The organism is Candidatus Enterovibrio altilux, assembly GCF_002381345.1.
Classification (GTDB): Bacteria; Pseudomonadota; Gammaproteobacteria; order Enterobacterales; family Vibrionaceae; genus Enterovibrio; species Enterovibrio altilux.
Genome location: NZ_CP020661.1, coordinates 79052 through 98356 on the forward strand (window position 1 = coordinate 79052; position 19305 = coordinate 98356).

At 36.1% G+C, this 19305-nt stretch carries 11 protein-coding genes and 4 pseudogenes; 8 read left to right on the forward strand and 7 right to left on the reverse strand.

Annotated elements, in window-relative coordinates; genetic code table 11:
- Window positions 1-246: 246 nt before the first annotated feature.
- The gene (locus tag BTN50_RS07070; protein ID WP_096619605.1) at window positions 247-705 is read left to right on the forward strand and encodes an L-alanine exporter AlaE; all 459 of its coding nucleotides are present in this window, start codon (window positions 247-249) and stop codon (window positions 703-705) included.
- 558 nt (window positions 706-1263) lie between these two features.
- Here BTN50_RS07070 and BTN50_RS11440 read toward each other — a convergent pair.
- Window positions 1264-1876 (reverse strand): annotated as a pseudogene (locus BTN50_RS11440) (transposase).
- Window positions 1877-2011: 135 nt separating this feature from the next.
- On the opposite strand from BTN50_RS11440, the pseudogene BTN50_RS11445 reads away from it, so the two are divergent.
- From BTN50_RS11445 to BTN50_RS07090, 4 genes and pseudogenes are all read left to right on the forward strand, one after another.
- A pseudogene (locus tag BTN50_RS11445) lies at window positions 2012-2153 on the forward strand (IS5/IS1182 family transposase); the annotation flags it as partial.
- Window positions 2154-2300: 147 nt separating this feature from the next.
- Window positions 2301-2849: a YaeQ family protein gene (locus tag BTN50_RS07075; protein WP_096619606.1), complete on the forward strand. Its 549-nt coding sequence runs from the start codon at window positions 2301-2303 to the stop codon at window positions 2847-2849.
- A gap of 731 nt (window positions 2850-3580) precedes the next feature.
- Window positions 3581-3787, forward strand: a complete 207-nt coding sequence (locus BTN50_RS12445; RefSeq protein WP_096619607.1) for an IS1 family transposase — start codon at window positions 3581-3583, stop codon at window positions 3785-3787.
- A 1014-nt stretch (window positions 3788-4801) separates the two neighbouring features.
- Window positions 4802-6784 (forward strand): replication initiator protein RctB domain-containing protein, encoded by a 1983-nt coding sequence (locus BTN50_RS07090; protein WP_096619609.1) that lies wholly within the window; start codon window positions 4802-4804, stop codon window positions 6782-6784.
- A gap of 128 nt (window positions 6785-6912) precedes the next feature.
- Here the strand turns inward: BTN50_RS07090 and BTN50_RS07095 are convergent.
- The 4 genes and pseudogenes from BTN50_RS07095 to BTN50_RS07110 form a co-directional block, all read right to left on the reverse strand.
- Window positions 6913-7711, reverse strand: a pseudogene (locus BTN50_RS07095) (IS5 family transposase).
- 552 nt (window positions 7712-8263) lie between these two features.
- Window positions 8264-9514, reverse strand: a complete 1251-nt coding sequence (locus BTN50_RS07100) for a quaternary amine ABC transporter ATP-binding protein (protein WP_096619610.1) — start codon at window positions 9512-9514, stop codon at window positions 8264-8266.
- Complete coding sequence (locus tag BTN50_RS07105; protein WP_096619611.1) at window positions 9507-10406, reverse strand: ABC transporter permease; 900 nt, start codon at window positions 10404-10406, stop codon at window positions 9507-9509. The genes BTN50_RS07100 and BTN50_RS07105 overlap by 8 nt, the downstream gene beginning before the upstream one ends.
- A 121-nt stretch (window positions 10407-10527) precedes the next feature.
- On the reverse strand, window positions 10528-11520 hold the full coding sequence (locus BTN50_RS07110) for an ABC transporter substrate-binding protein (RefSeq protein WP_096619612.1): 993 nt from the start codon (window positions 11518-11520) through the stop codon (window positions 10528-10530).
- A gap of 724 nt (window positions 11521-12244) precedes the next feature.
- On the opposite strand from BTN50_RS07110, the gene BTN50_RS12450 reads away from it, so the two are divergent.
- The gene (locus BTN50_RS12450; protein ID WP_096619642.1) at window positions 12245-12358 is read left to right on the forward strand and encodes a hypothetical protein; all 114 of its coding nucleotides are present in this window, start codon (window positions 12245-12247) and stop codon (window positions 12356-12358) included.
- 1509 nt (window positions 12359-13867) lie between these two features.
- Here the strand turns inward: BTN50_RS12450 and BTN50_RS07125 are convergent.
- Together BTN50_RS07125 and BTN50_RS07130 are read right to left on the reverse strand one after the other, a co-directional pair.
- Window positions 13868-14395: a nicotinate-nicotinamide nucleotide adenylyltransferase gene (locus tag BTN50_RS07125; RefSeq protein ID WP_096619613.1), complete on the reverse strand. Its 528-nt coding sequence runs from the start codon at window positions 14393-14395 to the stop codon at window positions 13868-13870.
- A 336-nt stretch (window positions 14396-14731) separates the two neighbouring features.
- Window positions 14732-15516 (reverse strand): annotated as a pseudogene (locus tag BTN50_RS07130) (IS5 family transposase); the annotation flags it as partial.
- 643 nt (window positions 15517-16159) lie between these two features.
- Between BTN50_RS07130 and BTN50_RS07135 the strand changes: the two are divergent.
- Window positions 16160-17707, forward strand: a complete 1548-nt coding sequence (locus tag BTN50_RS07135) for a Re/Si-specific NAD(P)(+) transhydrogenase subunit alpha (RefSeq protein ID WP_096619614.1) — start codon at window positions 16160-16162, stop codon at window positions 17705-17707.
- A gap of 12 nt (window positions 17708-17719) precedes the next feature.
- Window positions 17720-19114 (forward strand): Re/Si-specific NAD(P)(+) transhydrogenase subunit beta, encoded by a 1395-nt coding sequence (gene pntB / locus BTN50_RS07140; protein ID WP_096619615.1) that lies wholly within the window; start codon window positions 17720-17722, stop codon window positions 19112-19114.
- Window positions 19115-19305: the final 191 nt, after the last annotated feature.

Here is a 19305-nt window from a genome sequence, read left to right on the forward strand (position 1 = left end):
ATATGTCTTGAAAATCACGCTGCTCATGGTGAATGATCTCAAAAGGAAACAAACTAAACACATATTAAATATGCTTTTTTATCTCTACATTTATTAAGTTTATTTTTCTATATTTATGTTAAAAATTGAAATTAAACACTATTTTTTAAAAAAATAGCAGCTATTTGGTAAATATTTTGCTCTAATAACATTCAATTTTATGGAAAATTTACCGCTTTTGTATTGTGATACTAAGGTGAGAAAGAGATGAGAGGTACTTGCAAATTTCGTTGTGTTGTGGCTGATATGTTTGCCATGGTAGTGTTCTGTTTTGTAACTGGCATGATAATTGAAGTTTTTGTATCACGTATGACATTTGAACAGTCGTTAGCGTCACGTTTATTGGCAATTCCTGTCAATATTTTTATCGCGTGGCCATATGGTGTATTCCGTGATGGTATGATTAAATTTGTGCAGCGTCATTCTACCACCAAGGTCGTAAAGAAAATGGCAGATTTTTTTGCTTATATGGCTTTTCAATCCCCAACCTATGCAGTGATCCTATTTATTGTTGGCGCAGATCCAAGTCAAATCTTAACTGCTGTAGTTAGTAATGCGGTACTATCCGGTGCATTAGGCATTTTTTATGGTGTGTTCCTAGAACGTTGTCGTCGTTTATTTCGAGTTCCTACCCCAGTGCAAGTTGATGCTTCGTTAAATATGTAAATTATAGTCCTATATCACGAGGGGATGATTTGTATAAAATATATTTTTTGCTATTATAGCAATCATTGACACTAAATATCGTTACTGCTAGGATACAAAAATAATTTAAAAAGTATTTTTTTAGCAAAGGGTAGACACTAACTCTAGGATTGTCAGGCATTTTACCTACTCTTTCACTTTAAACATACATACACAGTATTTCTTGGGAAGTGGAGAGAATATTACACTAAGTTCAATGCATTGAATGTATAATCGGAAGTAGTATTTATCTGCTAAGTGAATGAGCAATGACTTTTCGCGGTAGCACAAACCCCCCCCTCACTGACTTTAGTATACTTGGGCACCTAAATTAAAAAATTATTTAATGTTTTATTGAATCATTTATCAGTATTCAAAATTATATTTCAAAGTACTGATGATTTTAAACGTACACTTCCTTCCTTGAAATCAACATGTTGTGAATAAGGGTATTATTCTCTAATTCAAGTTCAGATAGCAAATCCCACCATGATTCATGATTAAATGCTCACTTTTATTTTAAGCACACCTAACCCACTATCAGCTTAGTGAAACTTTTTTTATGACATAGATTTCACCAACCTCGCATCATAATCCCTGGGGCTCAATGTCCCTCCGAGTAGTTTTTTGACTCAAACCATTGCCGTCTCTAATAAAGAACGTTTATGGTAACCATCCTCGTTTTCCGAAGGCTAATTTGCACCGTATAATTTCTGGCGACTGACCGCTAAGTTACGTGGATAATCTCGTTCCTAAAAAGTTGTCTTTTTGCTGAGATGAGTGGAACCGCTCATTTAAACCGAACAATATCGTATGCACCATCGGTTGATGTTTCATTGATTTTTCAACGGGTCTGTTTAAGTAACTTAGGTAGCACTTCACCACCAGTCACTGTTGATGCACTTAACTCAGCAGTAATGATTGCATGCATATTTATATCTACCGCTCAATGTAACTTGCGCCAGACTCGCTGTTTCCCATCAGTACCATGCATTTTTATTTTTTATTCTCCTTTATCGGAGACTTTTATCCTCGTAGAATCAATGGCTAAACCGCTAAATAAACGAAATCTTCCGTGACTACTCTGCTTAGTTTGATTGTATAACTGAATAGTTTTCTCGTCAATACAGAATATGAGTGAACCACGATTGATTAAAGTTTGATTCTACTTCTTCCAGTTAGTTATTGTGTAGCAAAGATTGTTCATAGACCTGAATATGTAAGTGAGCTTGACTGTTTAAAATGTCGATTGAAAATTTAGTTTCCTTATCTAGAAAATAAAGCCGATTACCATAAACGTTTCCTGTTTAGGGATGGCAATGCTTCGAGTCAAAAGACTGCTCGGAGAGACATTAAGCCTGAGGGATCACGATGCTTATATTAGCGAAACCTATGCTATGATAAAAGCGCTAAATAACCATCTGAGCTAAGTATGCATAACATGAAAACAATTATTTAATAGTAACTCATGTGGAGATTTGCTATCTGAACTCGCATTAGGAAAAAAGCCTCTTTTTGCGCCAAACAAAACCTGATACAAATCTTATTCAACAACAGTATGTAATCTAGGAAATACCATGGTACTTAAAGCAACGGTGTATAAAGCATCACTTAGTGTGGCAGATATGAATCGTCAGGTCTACCTCAATCATTCTGTAACGCTTGCTAAACATCCGCCTGAAACAGAGCAACACCTTATGCTGCGACTTATTGCATGGACACTATACGCAGATGAGCGGTTACAATTTACAAAAAGCATCTGTGATAAATCAAAGCCAGAACTTTGGATTCAAAATTACAGCAATGAGATTGAACTGTGGGTTACGCTTGGTTTGCCTGATAGCAAGCGCATCAAGAAAGCATGTAGTCAAGCGAAACAAGTTATTTTGTTCACGTATGGTGATGATGCAGCCGCTACTTGGAGATCTCAACTGCTGAATAAACTTCATCCTTTTAAAAACTTGACGGTAATTAATATTATGGATGAGGTATTGTTGGCAGCAGCAGCCTTCTCTAACCGCAACATGGTGATTCAAGCGACCATCGAAGATGGGCAGGTTTGGTTTTCTGTGGGTGAAACAGTCCTGTTAATTCAGCCTGATATATGGAAAATATCGAACGCATAATTTTAATAAGCAGTCTAATTTCCGCAGTCTAACATCCAATGATGTATACCTTAAATTGAACTTATAATATACTTGTAAACATTGATAGTGATTGATTTTTAATGTTTTTAAGTAACATTCATAAATTATAAAAGCTTTGCTAACCGATAGTCCAGAATAAAAATTCTGGACTCAGAATGACAAGACTAGTAATAGTCGAATGGGTAGCTATTATAATTAATAATTTTGTTTCCTAACTCGAGTTCAGATAAAAAATTTCACCATAATAAACTATTTAAGTATTACTTTCATTTTAGGCATACCTAGCTCGGCCAGCTTGTTTAACTTTTTTATGATTGTGCAAATTCCACAAATATGAGCATGGTAATCCCTGAGGCTTCACATTCCGCTGAGTAGTTTTTTTAACTCGAAATCTTACCGTCTTTGATGAGGAACCTTTATAGTAACCATACCTCATTTTTCAAAACTAATTTTAACCATATCACCTCTGATAACTGACCGGCTTTATTTCTTGACTCGAGTTCAGATAGCAGATTTCAACATTATTCACCGTTAAACAATTGCTTTTATGTTAAGCATATCTAGCCTTGTCAGCTTATTTAACGCTTTCATCATAGCCTAGGTTCTATGAATCTGAATTACGGTGATACCTTAGGCTCAACGTCCCTCTCAGTAATTTCTTGACTCGAACCATTGCTGTCTCTGCTAGGGAACGTTTATAATAATCGGTTTTGTTCCCTATAATAAATACATGGTTAGTAAGCTCTATTACGCAACACATTAAGAAGAAGAATTTAACTCTGCATACTCACTTAAAGCAACTCAAGAAGAAAACGATCAGATACACAGAATCAATGAAAATGCACGATACAGTAATTAGTAAATTCATTGTGTCTGAGTATTATCTTTGGATTAAAATCACTTTATTAAATACATGACCGATAAATTTTTTAAACTAAAAAATATATTTCTTGAAATGTTCAACTAGATAAAATAATGGAGGTTATTCATACAACATATAATCATAATTATGCAATAATGGTTACGTAAAATTAAATATTAATATTTTGCACACACTCACCAAAAAGCTCCTCCTTGATCATCTTTCCATTATGAATAACACCACAAGGAAACATGATCAAGGAGAAATAGAGGACAATAAAACACCATTTATTCTCGTCCTTATAATCCTCAATATCGAAATAATGATCAAGGAAAGACCTTATGCTTTTCTTTAACATAATAGTCATGGATCAATATTTATCACAGACAAAATGACGGTTTATGCCTTTTCAATACTAGACTTATCAACGTAAATATCCGTAATCAAAATATTATAGATTCAATAATTGCTACTGAAAAAATAGTATTGAAATACATAAGCATTTACTTGATCATTGTTTCAGTTACCGGACACATATTATCCTCCGGCTAAAATACGTCTCTGGTAAAATCAATTTGTGCAAATGAACTGAACTACGGACATTAATCTATGCATTCATAGCCTAGTTCAACGGAAACACAGTCAAAAATGCATGTACTTGATCATTTATTCGAACTTAATCGGCAATAAATCTAAAAATAAAGGAAGCAGGACAGCAATAAGATACAATTTTCTGTGGATAAGTTGTGCGGTATCCATGATCATGCTTTTAATTAAATGATGATCATGCTTTCAAAAGATAATGATCATTTGTCCCATTATACCCTGATCATTCTTTCAACGCCTATTTACAATTAAAGGTTTATATTCAATGTGTTAAGATTAAATAAAAAGCTAGATCATATAATCATATAATCATATAATCATTTTTTATTAAAAAATGGTTAAAATAGAACCTTAAAAAATTGTTCATTATCAAATTTTTCTATTACTCTTTTTGGAAAGATGGCTTAATTACGGTCATATGAATTCTGGTTACTGCACAGGCTTAACAAGGAACTATGGTATAATGGTTTCAAATGCATCAAAAAAAATACTAATTCCATGGCCTCGTTCTCACAAGGATGGTCACCTTTTTGAAATTCCTAGAAAATTACTCGATTGGTTGCCACAATATGAATATTTTAGGGGTGTAACAAAAAGTATTATTGAATTGCTAAACTTAATATTACTCCGAAGTTTTACATCAAAAGATGGCATAGTATCAACTACTGAGTTAATTGAAGCCACGGAAGGACAACTAACACGTGCTGCTATTCAGCAACGTTTGCGTGCTGCCGTTCAAATAGGTTTATTTACCCAACAAAGTGTGAGATTTGAAGAAGGGTTAGCAGGTAAAACAATGCTGCACCAATTCGTAAATCCGAGTCAATTAATATCCATGTTAGGGTCTGCTAGTTTACAGTCTGAAAAAACTAAAGTAATGGCAAAGCAAAAACGTTCAAAAGCATTAGCACAGAATTATGTAAATAAGCAATTATTAAACGAACATGGCTTAGGTACACCACCTATGATGCCAGATGAAAAAGATCAAATATTGATATCACCTACTAGTTGGGCTGGTATTATTGACCAAGCATTAGCCCCACCACGCACAAAAAAAAACTATCAAAAATCAATGGTTGCAATTAGTGGTACTAAAGCCATCATCGAAACCCGCTCTTCAAAGTCAATTATGACGGTAGATGATTTGATGACATTATTTGCATTGTTCACACTAACAGTGCAATATCATGATCATCATTTACCAAATTATGAGCTTCAAATCCAAAAAGTCGGCAATAAAACACCAGTATACATTACGGATATTTTGTCATTACGAGGCAAAAAAGACAGTGGTCCTGCCCGTGACTCAATTCGAGAAAGTATTAATCGGATTGAATTTACTGATTTCCAATTACATGAACTTACGGGACGTTGGTTAAGTAAAAATATGCCTGAAGGGTTTAAAAGTGATCGTTTTCGCTTTATTGCTCGAACAATTACGGCGTCTGAAGAAGCCCCAAGAGAAGGTGATGACGGAGAAATACGCATTAAACCGAATCTCTACATTTTAGTATGGGAACCATCATTTTTTGAAGAATTAATGACTCGAGATTACTTTTTTTTATTTCCACCAGAAATATTACGGCAACATGCTCTGGTTTTTCAACTTTACAGTCTCTTCAGAAGTCGTTTATCACGTCGCTTAGAAGATTCACTTACTTTGACTGACCTAAATCAAAAAATCGCCAGAAACATTGAATGGCGACGTTTTTCAAACGATCTGATACGCGAACTAAGAAAACTGGCGAAACAAAAAACACAAAGCGAGGATATTTTTACTGTTAACTTATGGGGTTATCATATGATAGTCCATCAATTAGACAATGATAAAAAACACCCAGATTATCGTTTAGACATCCGTTGCAACGTTGATGAAGTAATCAAATTTTCGCGTGCAAAAACGTTCAATGAGGGCAAACGCTCCTTGGCACCCACAATACCTAATCCACTTCGTAATGAGATAATGCCTAAGCAAAACCTTGATCAACTTTCTGAAATTATTAACGGTGAATTTGAACCCATCCAGCAGAAAGAGAAACGTGGCGGTCGTTTAGGGCGTCGTGTTAAACTTCGTAAATACTTAGTTGAAATCAATGCGGATGAATTAACCATTACTTTGTCGAAATACACTTCACCTGAAGCAATGAAACGTAGTATCACTGCATTATCGGCAATGACAGGCCATCCTCCTGTAACTATCACAGAAGAGTGTCAGGGTTACATGAATAAATTGGATTGGCTACGTGTTAATGGTGAGATCATGTCGTATGAAACTTTGAGCCGTACAATTGAGTTTTATAATGCACAACAAAACTCCGGACACCTTTCAATCGAGCGATTAATCTCTAGTTTAGCAGTACGTAAAAAAGTTTGTCGCAAAGTGTATGATGGATACCTTGATAGCTCTGTGCTCGCAGTGCTGGATGAAGTAGCATCTAGTGGTTAATAACCATAACATAAATTGTCGAGCATTGACATAAAGGGTACGATGATACGCTAACTAGGATTAATGACGAATAGACTGTTTTTCTGAATGCGAATTCAAATAGCAAATCCCAACAATATGATTCACGATTAAAAAATAACTTTTATTTTAAGCATACCTAACCTGGTCAGCTTATTTAAAACTTTTATCAGACCGTAAGTTTCGCTAATCTGGGTATTATGATCTCTTAAGCTCAATGTCCCTCCTTGTAGTTTTGTGACTCAAAACATTGCCGCCTCTGATAGGGAACGTTTATGGTAACTATCCTTCGTTTTCCAAAAGCTACTTTTTTTCTTGGTAGTATGAGTGGAGCTGCTCGTTTAATACGAACGGTTGCGTAACATTGTGTAGTATCGTAAGTGCCATCGGTTGATATTTCATTGATTTTCGGCGGGTTTGTTTTAGTAAGTGAAGTAGCACTTCGCCCTAAGTCACATTTGATGCACTTAACTCAGCAGCAATAATTTTATCCGTATTTATATCTACCACTAAACGCAACTTGCACCAGACTCTCAGTTTTCCATCGATACCATGCTTTTTTACTTTCTATTTCCCTTCACCGTAGACTTTAACCCCCAATAGAATTAATGGCTAAGTGCTGTATGCTTCCTTTATTCTTCGTCTTAAACGTGACGTTAATTGTTTTGGTTCGTTTGCTAATGCATGAATAGTGAGAGCATGGCAATGACAATTGAATAAATTTAAAAATAGAATTAATGCATACTTGCAGACCTCTCAATGACATTAAAATACGCATTTAATTATGAGGGCTGTCGTAATGGTTAAGTCGCTAAATAAACAAGGTCACCCATGATTACCTTACTTAGTTTGATCCTATAGCTGAATAACTTCTTCATCAATCCAGAATATGAGTGAACCACAATTGATTAAAGCTTGATTATACTGCTTTCAGTTAGTTGTTTTGTAGTGAAGATTATTCATAAACCTGAATATTTAAGCGGGTCTACTGTTTAGAGTGTTTATTGAGAACTTAGTTCTCTTGTTTAGGAAATAAAGCCTGTTACGATAAAATGGTACCTAGCAGAGGCAGCAATGATTCGAGTTATAAAACTATTGGGGGGGAGAACATTACGCCTAAGGAATCACACAGCTTAGATTAGTGAAACCTACGGCATGATAAAAATGTTACATAAGCTGACAAGATTAAATATACCTAACACAGAAGCAATTGTTTAATAGTGAATCATGTTGAAATTTGGTATCTGAACTGGAATTAGAGAATAAAGCCGATAAGTTCAAAAATTTATTTTTTTATTTCCTCCGCATACCTCATGTATATATATAAATTGGAAGGTTCGACAACATGTCTGACAATTATAATCTTGGTGTCCATCATGGTTAATATTGTTTCTGTATGCTGGTTAAAACATATTTAACGTCAACGATAGCTATAATGACCTCCATGAAAGCAAATATTTTTTAAAAACAACTCATTGAATACAAGATATTGTTAGCATTAGCGGATGAGGAATTAGATTGGTTACTTAACACTTCCGCGAGATTAACTCGTGAAAGTTGCCCTTGAATTTTACCGTCTTCATCGAGTACTGGCAAAGGTAACTCGTGCTTAAGTGTATCAGATATCACTGCTTCAAGTAATACATTAGCTTGAATGCTAGGGACAGTTTCAAGTATTGAACCATCAATTACATTACTATATTGCGATGAGTCAAAGGATTCTAAATGTTGACGACGGAGTACGCCTTGGTAAATACCATTATTAATGTAATATCCGTGTGCTGCCTTTGCATTGCGCATTTGTGAAATGGCCCCACCAATTGTATCAACACTCACACGGCAGTCAGGTGGCTTCATTACCGTCTCAACCGTAATTGCGCGCGCACGGTTAACATCTTTTACGAATGCTTCAACATAATAATTTGCAGGACTCATTAATATATCCACAGGACGACCCTGTTGCACTAACTTTCCGTCACGTAAAATAGCAATACGATCACCAAGTTGCAATGCTTCATCCAAATCATGTGTGATGAAGATGATTGTTTTTTGCAGTTTCTCTTGAAGGTCAATTAATTGATTCTGCATCTCACTTCTTATCAGTGGGTCAAGTGCAGAAAATGCTTCATCCATTAGCAATATCTCAGCATCAGTACATAGTGCACGAGCAAGACCTATGCGTTGTTGTTGACCACCAGAGAGCTGGGATGGGTATTGATTTTCATACCCGGAAAGACCTACTGTTTCCAGCCAATCAATGGCTTTCTTATTTCTATCTGTTTTAGCGACACCTTGAATATGCAAGCCGTAAGCCACGTTCTGTAATACAGTTCGATGTGGCATCAAACCAAAACGCTGGAATACCATTGACATTTTGTAGCGACGAAAATGTTGAAGGCCTTTTGCGTTAAATTTCATAATATCTTCGCCTTCAACAATAATTTGACCTTCAGTGGGTTCAATCAGGCGGTTAAAGTGACGAATTAGTGTAGATTTACCTGAACCAGACAGTCCCATAATAACAAATATTTCACTGCGTTGAACGTTTAGGTTAATTTGTTGTAGACCAACGGTGTGACCAGTAGTAGCTAAAATATTAGCTTTTGATTTCCCTTTTTTTACAAAAGGGAGTATCTTTCGTGGTGTGTTACCAAAAATTTTATAGAGGTCCTTAACTTTAATTAATGGGTCAGTGTTATCAATACTACTCATAACGACCTCCGCTCAAATGCTGCTGTGTACGTTTTGCGTAGCTTTGTGATACACGGTCAAAAATAATCGCTAGTGCAACTATAGCTAAACCGTTAATGAGTCCAAGTGTGAAATATTGATTAGTGATTGATTTTAATACAGGCTGTCCTAGGCCTTTTACGCCAATCATTGATGCAATCACAACCATAGCAAGTGCCATCATGATGGTTTGGTTTATCCCAGCCATAATGGTAGGCATTGCTAACGGAAGTTGAACACTAAATAAACGTTGAGAAGAACTCGCGCCATACGCTGTTGCGGCCTCTAAGACCTCTTTATTCACCAAACGAATACCGAGATTCGTTAGTCTTATTACTGGTGGAATAGCATAAGTCACTACTGCAATGACACCAGGAATTTTACCAATACCTAGCAGCATAACGATGGGTATTAAATAAACGAATGCTGGCATTGTTTGCATAATATCGAGTAATGGTATGATTGTTGATTGAACGCGGTTTGATCGTGCCATCGCAATACCCAGGGGTATACCAAGTCCGATGGCAACCATGGTACACACAAGAATAATACTCATGGTACGCATAGTGTCCTCCCACATACCGAAATAACCAATAACTGAAAATACAAAGATAACGCTACCAGCTAGCTTCCAAGAGCGGCTAACGAGATAAGAAATAGCTGAAAGCATAATGATCATTATCCACCATGGTGTGTTTAAAAGTAGTCTTTCAAACCAGATAAGAAAAGAAAGAAGAGGGTCAAAAAAAACTTCAAGGGCTTCACCATAGTTTCGTGAAAACTCGCGATAAGCCCTATCGAGGGTTTTTCTGATGGCGAGCAGATCTGCGCGTTCCATCTCTGGAAACTCCGTTAACCAAGAGTCGTCTATCATAACAGTACAATGTCCTCTGTTTTTATAGTGATAGAAAATATATAAATAATTTATTGATGCTGTAACAATGTTAATGTGAAGGCAAGCGTATGAGTATAAGCTTGTCTCTTGATATGAAAACTTAAAGTGCGCTTTTTACTTTTTGTGCAATCTCAGGAGATACCCACTGCATCCATACATCCGCGTGGTTGTTTAAAAAGTACTCACTTGCAATCTCGCCATCAGCTTGATTTTTTTCCATCCAAGCCAGTAAAAGGTTTAATTCTGCCGTGTCAAAAGAACGATTTGCAAGATAATTCACCACTTTTGGAGCACGCTGAGCAAAGCTCTCAGTAATCACTGTATCTACCGCTGCAGGCGGATACATAGTAACTTTAGGGTCAAGGCATTCTGCGTCAATGGTACAGGTTTTAAAGTGTTCTTTATCAATACCTGAGCCGAAATCCACTTTAACCATTTTATATTTGCCTAATACTGCTGTAGGCGCCCAGTAGTATCCGAACCAACCTTCACGACGTTCATACGCTTTTGCGATTGAGCCGGATAGACCAGCGCCTGAGCCTGGATCAATTAGCTCAAAACCTTTATTTTTTAGGTTTAATGCTGCAAATAAATTATTTGAAGAAATTTGACAGCTCCAGCCTGCTGGACAGCCATAGAATGCTGCTTTTGAAGGATTCTCAGGGTGTTGAAAAAATTTTGCGTTTATAATGACGCCTTCTATGGTTGCAAGGCTTGGGTCTTTATCTACTAGGTACTGAGGAACCCAAAATCCTTCTATCCCACCTTCAGAAAAAACTTTACCTACATAACGTAGATGACCTTCGTCAACACCTCGATCTAGTGCTGTTTTTAGGCCGTTACTCCAAAATTCAGGTGCAATATCAGGCTTGCCTTTCTCAATCATTGAGATGCCAGTAGGCATGGTATCACCGGGAACGAGTTCAGCGTTACAATCGTAGCCATTAACCAGAATAAAACGGTCGATGTTCGCAATTAAGGTGGCTGAGTTCCAATTCATATCAGCAATGGTTACATTGGCACACTCTGCTGCAAAGCTAATAACTGGCATTACTGCAAGTAGCAAAACTGAAGTGGTCAATAATTTTTTCATGAAGTTAACTCTCAATAGTTTTTACGTGCCATTAGTGTTAAATACAACTCTAACCAATTAGTTTGTCGAGGTTACATTATGTCACCCAGATTATATATAGTTTAATATATTGAAAACATATGCATAGTAAAGGTAATCATAACAAATTCTTCACGTTCATTCCTTATTACAGTTTTTTTTTAAAAAATTAGTTCGTGTTCTAAATTATATTATTATTTTTACCATCAAAATATTTTTTAATTGCATGAATATTAGCAGTCTATGGAGGACTCTCAGGCATACAAGTTGATAGGATGAAATTATTATTTCAGAAATGAGATTTAGTTGTTAAGTTAAGATTTTCCTAGTGTTTAGTGAAATTTATGGCTTTGTTTCCTACATTCAGAGACTAAATGATCAATCTACGCTCTAAACAGCTAGGTTAATTTAAATATTTAGATCTATGGGCAAGCTACGCTACAACACGGCTAACTGGAAGCAGTTAAAATAAAGTTTTCATTAATCGTGGTTCATGAACATTCTGAATTAATAAAGAAGCCTTTTAGCTCTGGAATCAAACTAAGTAGGGTAAGTATGGGAGACTTCATTTATGTAGCGACTTAGTCATGATGACGGTTTTCGTGGTTAAATGCGTATTTTAACGTCATTGAGAGGTCTGCATGGATTCATTAATTCTGTTTTTTAAACGTTCTTAACGACCGTTTTATGCCCTGATTATTCATGCATTAGCAAACGAGCCAAAACGGTTAATGTCACGTTCGAGACAAAGAATAAAGGAACCATCCAGTACTTAGTCATTGATCCCACAGAGCTCAGAATCTACGGTGAAAGCGAATGAAAAGTAACGAGTCTAACGTAAGTTATACTTAGTGGTAGATATAAATACGGATACAATTATTGCTTCTGAATTACATGCATTGAATGTGATTGACGTTGAAATAAACTGTTTATCAACATAGACAACTATATGATAGGAAACATGATCAAAAGCAGGCTAAACTACGGCTGACGTCATTTTGATATTAAAAATATGCAAGATCTCAGGCTTTGATGATTATTTACAACATAATTTGAGTCTAAGTAAAATAATGAATGTTGCAAAAAATTTTAAAAGAACTTGTTTTATAACGATAAAAAATAAAAAGTAAATAACTTATACGGATGCATATAACTTGATCATCTTTCCGTTATTTCTAAATCATGTATTCAATAAGTTGATTATATTTTAAAAGTAATACTTGCACTCAATAAATGTACCAATTGCTTTGTCATGTCTTTCCGTTAATTTTGAATATTTAATCATTTTTTATCGAGTTATTTCAAGCAAATACATATAATTACATCCTCTTTTTCAGTATGTTGCGTATAATACTTACTGCTAATGTATGGATTATCGGTAAAACCTTATTTTGTAAATCAGGCAACTTACTTATTAATCTACGTTGTAAACAGTTAGGTTTACTTAGATATTTAAGTTTATGGACAAGTTTAGTTACCAAAGAACCAACTGGAGCAGTATAATTAAGCTTTAATTAGCCGTGACTCACTATTATGCTGGATTGATGAAAAAAACCATGTAACACTTGCTATTAATTCTAGGGGGCTCAAAATCTACGGTGAAGGTTAATAATAAGTAAAAAAGCATAGCGTTGATGAAAAAAATTGTGAATTTAGCGTAAGTTATATTTAGAGGTAGATATAAGTATGCGTGAAATTATTGCTGCTGAATTAAGTTCATTAAATGTAGCTAACGGTGAAATGCTATCTAACTGACTAAAGTATACCCGCTCAAGAATCATATAAAATATCAGACGATGGTACTTACGATATCGTTAATACTAAAAGATTGATTTTACTCATTCCACCTCAAAAAAAAATAACTTTTAGAAAATGAGATTATCCATGTAATGTAACAGTCCGTTACTAGAAGTTATAAGGTGCAAATCAGCCTTTAAAAATAAATATGATTATAATAAATATTTTTATCGCAAACGACTATCTTTTGAATTAACAAACTGCTCGGAGAAAAATTGAGTTTAAGGAATGATAATGCTCAGATTGAAGAAACCTATGGCATGATAAAAACATTAAATAAGCTAACTATCTTAAATATGCCTAATACGAAAGCGATTGTCTAATAGTGAATTATGTTAAAATTTGCTCTCTGAACTCTCATTAGGAAATAAAGCTATTGAGAGGGGGGTAAAGGCAGAGAGATAGACCGCAAGCAAATGTTACAGCGTCACTAAAATATTAATTATTAGGAATATAATATTATAAACGACTGAATACGGTACAAAATAGTTCTGTGCTTACAATTAATATTATTTTTGCGGGTTAGGGAGGATTATAAGCAGTCTTTTTTTTCCAGTGTTATTACCAATCTTGGGGTTGTTAATGAAGAAATATCTTCTCCTCTCTGAAGTGCATCACGGATGTGCGTGCTTCTCACTTTGACCGTTTCAGGGCACGTTAAAATACTCCACTTTTTTATGATTTCTTTGGCTTTGTAAAACTTCATAAAATTTAAAAAATTATCCGGCCCTATAACAAACGTAAGTAATGAACATGGATATTGATTTTGAAGATGACTAAGTAATATCCAGGTAGTGACCAATGTATTTTTTGAAATATCACGCTCATCTGCACAAAGAAAAGCATTGGAAATATTTACGTCCGTAATAAATTCATTGACCCAATCGCACCGCTTATCAAAATCTGCCATTTTTTTACCCCAAGCATGCACAACACTCGGAACCAATAAAACAGTATCAAAATGAGAAAGGCGCTTAATAACACTTAAATGTCCAAGACTAGGCGGATTAAATGCGCTACCAAATACAGCAATGTGTTTTTGTTCATGCTGATTATTCATTATTTACTTTCTTCCTAGCATACAAGAATTAGTAATTTTACACAGTTATTAGCTTAAAAATGTGGTCATGCATTCAAAAGGTTATTTATCGTGCAAAAAATTCGTTTTTCATAGAGATTATTGTAGTTACCCTTGACGTGAAATATTATTTTTATTACAATATAAAGTGTATTTTTTGAATCATGGAACTAGATTATCAATCTATGCTCTAAACAGCTAGGTTCACTTAAATATTCAGGTTCATGGATAATTTTACTGCAAAAGAGCTTTATTTCCTACTTTTAATTTAGATATACTTAGTCCTATCAGCTTATTTAACGCTGTCATCATGGCTTAAATTTTGTTAATGTGATCCCTTAAGCTCAATATCCTTCCCCTCGGTTTTTTGACTCGAAACACTGCTGTCCCTGATAGAGAACGTTTATGGTAGCTATACCTCATTTCCTGATGCTGATTTGAACCGTATAACTTCTGATCACTAACCACTGAATGACGCGAACAATCTCGGTTTCCCAAAGTCGTTCTTTTTCGTGGTGAGAATGAATGGAACCTCCCGTTTAATACGAATGGTTTCGCAATATTATCTGGTTGTCGTAAGGTGCATCACCTGATATTGAATTGATTCTTCGGCGGGTCTGTTCAAGGAAGTTTAGTATCATTTTACCGTCAGTCACATTTGATGCACTTAACTTAGCAGTAATGATTTGATGTGTATTCATATCTACCGCTAAATGTAACTTGCATTAGACTCTCCGTTTCCCATCAGTGTCATGCTTTTTTATTTGCTATACATCTTCACCGTATACTTTTAGCCCGTAGAATCAATGAAAAAGTACTGGATGACTCCTTCAATCTTCGTCTTGAGCATGGCCTGCTTTGGCTAGCTTACTTATGCATGAATGATGAGAGCATGGCAATGACCATTGAGCAAGCTTGAAAACAGAATTAATAAATTTTTGCGGACCCCTCAATAACATTGAAAATACGAGTTTGACCATGAGAGTTGTCGTAATGGCTAGGTCACTAAATAAACGATGTCTCCCATGATTACCCTGCTTAGTTTGATTTCGTAGCTAAATGGCTTTTTCATCAATCCAGAATATTAGTGGGCCACGATTGATTAAAACTTGATTATGCTACTTTCAATTAGTTATTTTGTAGTAAAGTGTGTTAATAGACTGGTATATTTAAGTTAGCTTAAATTATTTTAGTTGTTTAGAGTGTTGATTGGCAACTTAGTTCCCAGATTGAGGAAATAAAACTGATCGTTATAAACGTTCCCTAGTAAGCAGAACAATTTTTCGAGTCAAGAAACTGCTGGTAGGTGCATTGATTTTAAGAGATCACACAACTCAGATTAGTGGAACCAATGCTATGATAAAATCATCAAATAAGCTGACAAGACTAGGTATGCTTAATACGTGACGAATAAATGAGCGAAAGTTATTAAAAAATTTTTAACTAAGCGCTAAAAATAAAAGCTTAAAATCTAGCACGATAAGGCTCGTAATAGTGGAGTATGTGACCGTATTAAAGTGGTGCTGCTTACAGCAATAGGTTTGCGTACTGCCTTTAATTGAGGAAACAAAGCAGGAAGAGGTGTGACCTGTGTCCATTATTGATTTACTAAAACTCGTTAGTATAATTTTATGTAATATTTAATTATTGATTGTTTTGGGTCTCTTTACCTATAGCAATCTTGATTAAGCACTTACAATTTGTTACAAGTAATTTACTTATGTTGCTAAAAATCGGGAACTAACTATGCAGATTGGCGTTCCAAAAGAGATACTTGCGTATGAAACTCGAGTTGCTGCTACGCCAAAAACGGTAGAGCAGCTAATAAATATGGGCTTTGATGTTGTTATTGAAAGTAATGCGGGATTGCTTGCTAGTTTTGATAATGCTGCTTTTGAAAAAGCAGGAGCTAGAGTTGTTGATGCTGAAGCCGTTTGGCAATCAAACATCATTTTCAAAGTTAATGCACCAATTAAGCTCGAAAAAACTAATGAGTTTGAGCGTTTGAAAGAAGGAATGACACTGATTAGCTTTATCTGGCCTGCTCAAAACGCGGTATTGATGGAACAGCTTGCTGCCAAAAATATTAACGTTCTCGCGATGGATGCGGTACCACGCATTTCTCGGGCTCAAGCAATGGATGCTTTGAGCTCGATGGCAAATATTGCTGGTTACCGTGCGGTTGTGGAGGCCGCGCATGAGTTTGGTCGTTTTTTTACTGGCCAAATTACCGCTGCAGGCAGAGTGCCGCCAGCAAAAGTGTTTGTAATGGGAGCTGGTGTTGCTGGTCTTGCAGCGATCGGCACTGCGAGTAGTCTTGGAGCTATCGTTAGTGCATTTGATGTTCGTCATGAAGTCAAAGAGCAGGTTGAAAGTATGGGTGCATATTTTTTGCCAGTTTCTTTCACAGAAGAAGCCAGTAGTGGAGATGGGTACGCAAAAGAGATATCTGATAATTTCAACCGTAAAGTAGCCGAGCTATGCTTTGAGCAAGCGAAAGACGTTGATATCATCATTACAACTGCTCTTATTCCTGGTCATCCTGCACCAAGGCTAATTACCAAAAAAATGGTTAACTCAATGAAATCTGGTAGTGTAATTGTTGACTTGGCTGCAGCAAATGGTGGTAACTGTGAATACACGGAAGCTGATAAAATTATTTTAACTGATAATGGTGTGAAAGTCATCGGTTATACCGATATGGTTAGTCGTCTACCTACTCAATCTTCTCAGCTATACGGTACTAACTTGGTTAATTTAATGAAGTTACTCTGCAAAAAGAAGAGTGGAGATATTAATATTGATTTTGAAGATCTCATACTTCGTGGAGTTACTGTTATTAAAGAAGGTGAAGTTACGTGGCCTGCGCCACTGATGCCAATCTCTGCTCAATCACAAGTAAAATCTAAATCTGTGACCAAAGAAGCGAAAGTTAAAAAGCCTATGTCTTGTGTTAAAAGGGTCACAATGCTCTCAGTAGCAGTGGGAGTATTTGGTTGGCTAGCTTCTGTTGCACCCGTAGCTTTTTTGTCTCATTTTACCGTATTTGTTTTAACCTGTATTATTGGTTATTATGTCGTTTGGAACGTTAATCATGCGTTACACACCCCGTTAATGTCAGTAACCAATGCAATTTCAGGTATTATTATTGTAGGTGCCCTTCTGCAAATAGGTCAGGGTAATGGTATTGTCTCGTTTCTTGCGTTTATTGCCGTTTTGATTGCCAGTATTAATATATTTGGCGGTTTTACAGTGACCCAACGAATGCTTGAGATGTTCCGTAGAGATAAGTAGGAGTGGTCAGTAATGTCTGAAGGCTTAAGACAAGCAGCATATATTGTTGCTGCTCTCTTTTTCATATTGAGTTTGGCTGGTCTTTCGAAACAAGAGTCTGCGCGTGTAGGTAACTACTTCGGCATCTCAGGTATGGCTATTGCATTAATAGCAACGATTTTTGGGCCTGACTCAGCAGGGATGGCATGGGTTATTATTGCTATGGTTATAGGTGCTGGTATCGGGATCAACTACGCTAAGCACGTTGAAATGACTGAAATGCCGGAACTTGTTGCGATGCTGCATAGTTTTGTTGGTATGGCTGCCGTACTGGTAGGTTATAATAGCTTCATTAATCCACCAACAATTGAACTGATTAATCTGGAAGATGCACATGCTGAACATGTTATTCACATGATTGAAGTGTTCTTGGGCGTGTTTATCGGTGCAATAACTTTTACTGGCTCTATCGTTGCATTTTGTAAACTACGTGGGATCATCCCTTCTATAGCACTAGATATTCCTTATAAACATAAATTGAATTTTGCTGCGATTATGGCTTCAATCACGCTATTAATTTATTTCGTGAGAGCCGATGGCAGCATATTTGCTTTGATTATAATGACACTCATTGCATTTGCTTTCGGTTATCATTTAGTTGCTTCTATCGGTGGAGCTGATATGCCAGTGGTAGTATCAATGCTTAATTCGTATTCAGGTTGGGCGGCGGTGGCTGCCGGTTTTATGCTTGCAAATAATCTGCTTATTATAACGGGTGCATTGGTAGGTTCTTCTGGCACAATTTTATCTTATATCATGTGTAAGGCAATGAACCGCTCATTTATTAGCATTGTTGTGGGTGGTTTTGGCAAGACGGTTACAATATCTAGCGATGAAGAAGAGTGTGAGTACAGGGAAATTAGCACGGAAGATGCGGCAGAAATGCTGAGAGAGTCACGTTCTGTGATTATCACTCCTGGATACGGTATGGCGGTTGCTCAGGCGCAATGTCCGGTAAATGTGATGATTGAAAAATTACGTGCTAAAGATATTAATGTTCGTTTTGGTATTCACCCTGTAGCTGGTCGTTTACCGGGACACATGAACGTACTGCTAGCAGAAGCAAAAGTGCCATACAATATCGTTTTGGAGATGGACGAAATAAATGAAGACTTTTCTCAAACAGACACTGTTCTTGTTATAGGCGCAAACGACACGGTTAACCCAGCAGCAATGGAAGATCCACATAGTCCACTTGCTGGCATGCCTGTACTTGAAGTGTGGAATGCTAAAAATGTTATCGTATTCAAACGTTCTATGAATACTGGCTATGCTGGAGTACAAAACCCACTGTTCTTTAAAGAAAATACTGTTATGTTGTTTGGCGATGCGAAATCGAGCGTAGAGGCAATTTCAAAGGTAATTTAGAAGAACGTTTGTTTATGCTTAATGGATGATAATACAAGCATTCACATAAAGCTGCTCGTTTAAGGATTAGTGGCATTTTAATCCCTTTTACTCGTCGGATATTACGTTGCTTTTCTTAACCAAGTCCTAAAATAGGTCTTTGTTGTATATTCGATAAATTATTTTTGTGTAAAATACCTCTTTTCATGACG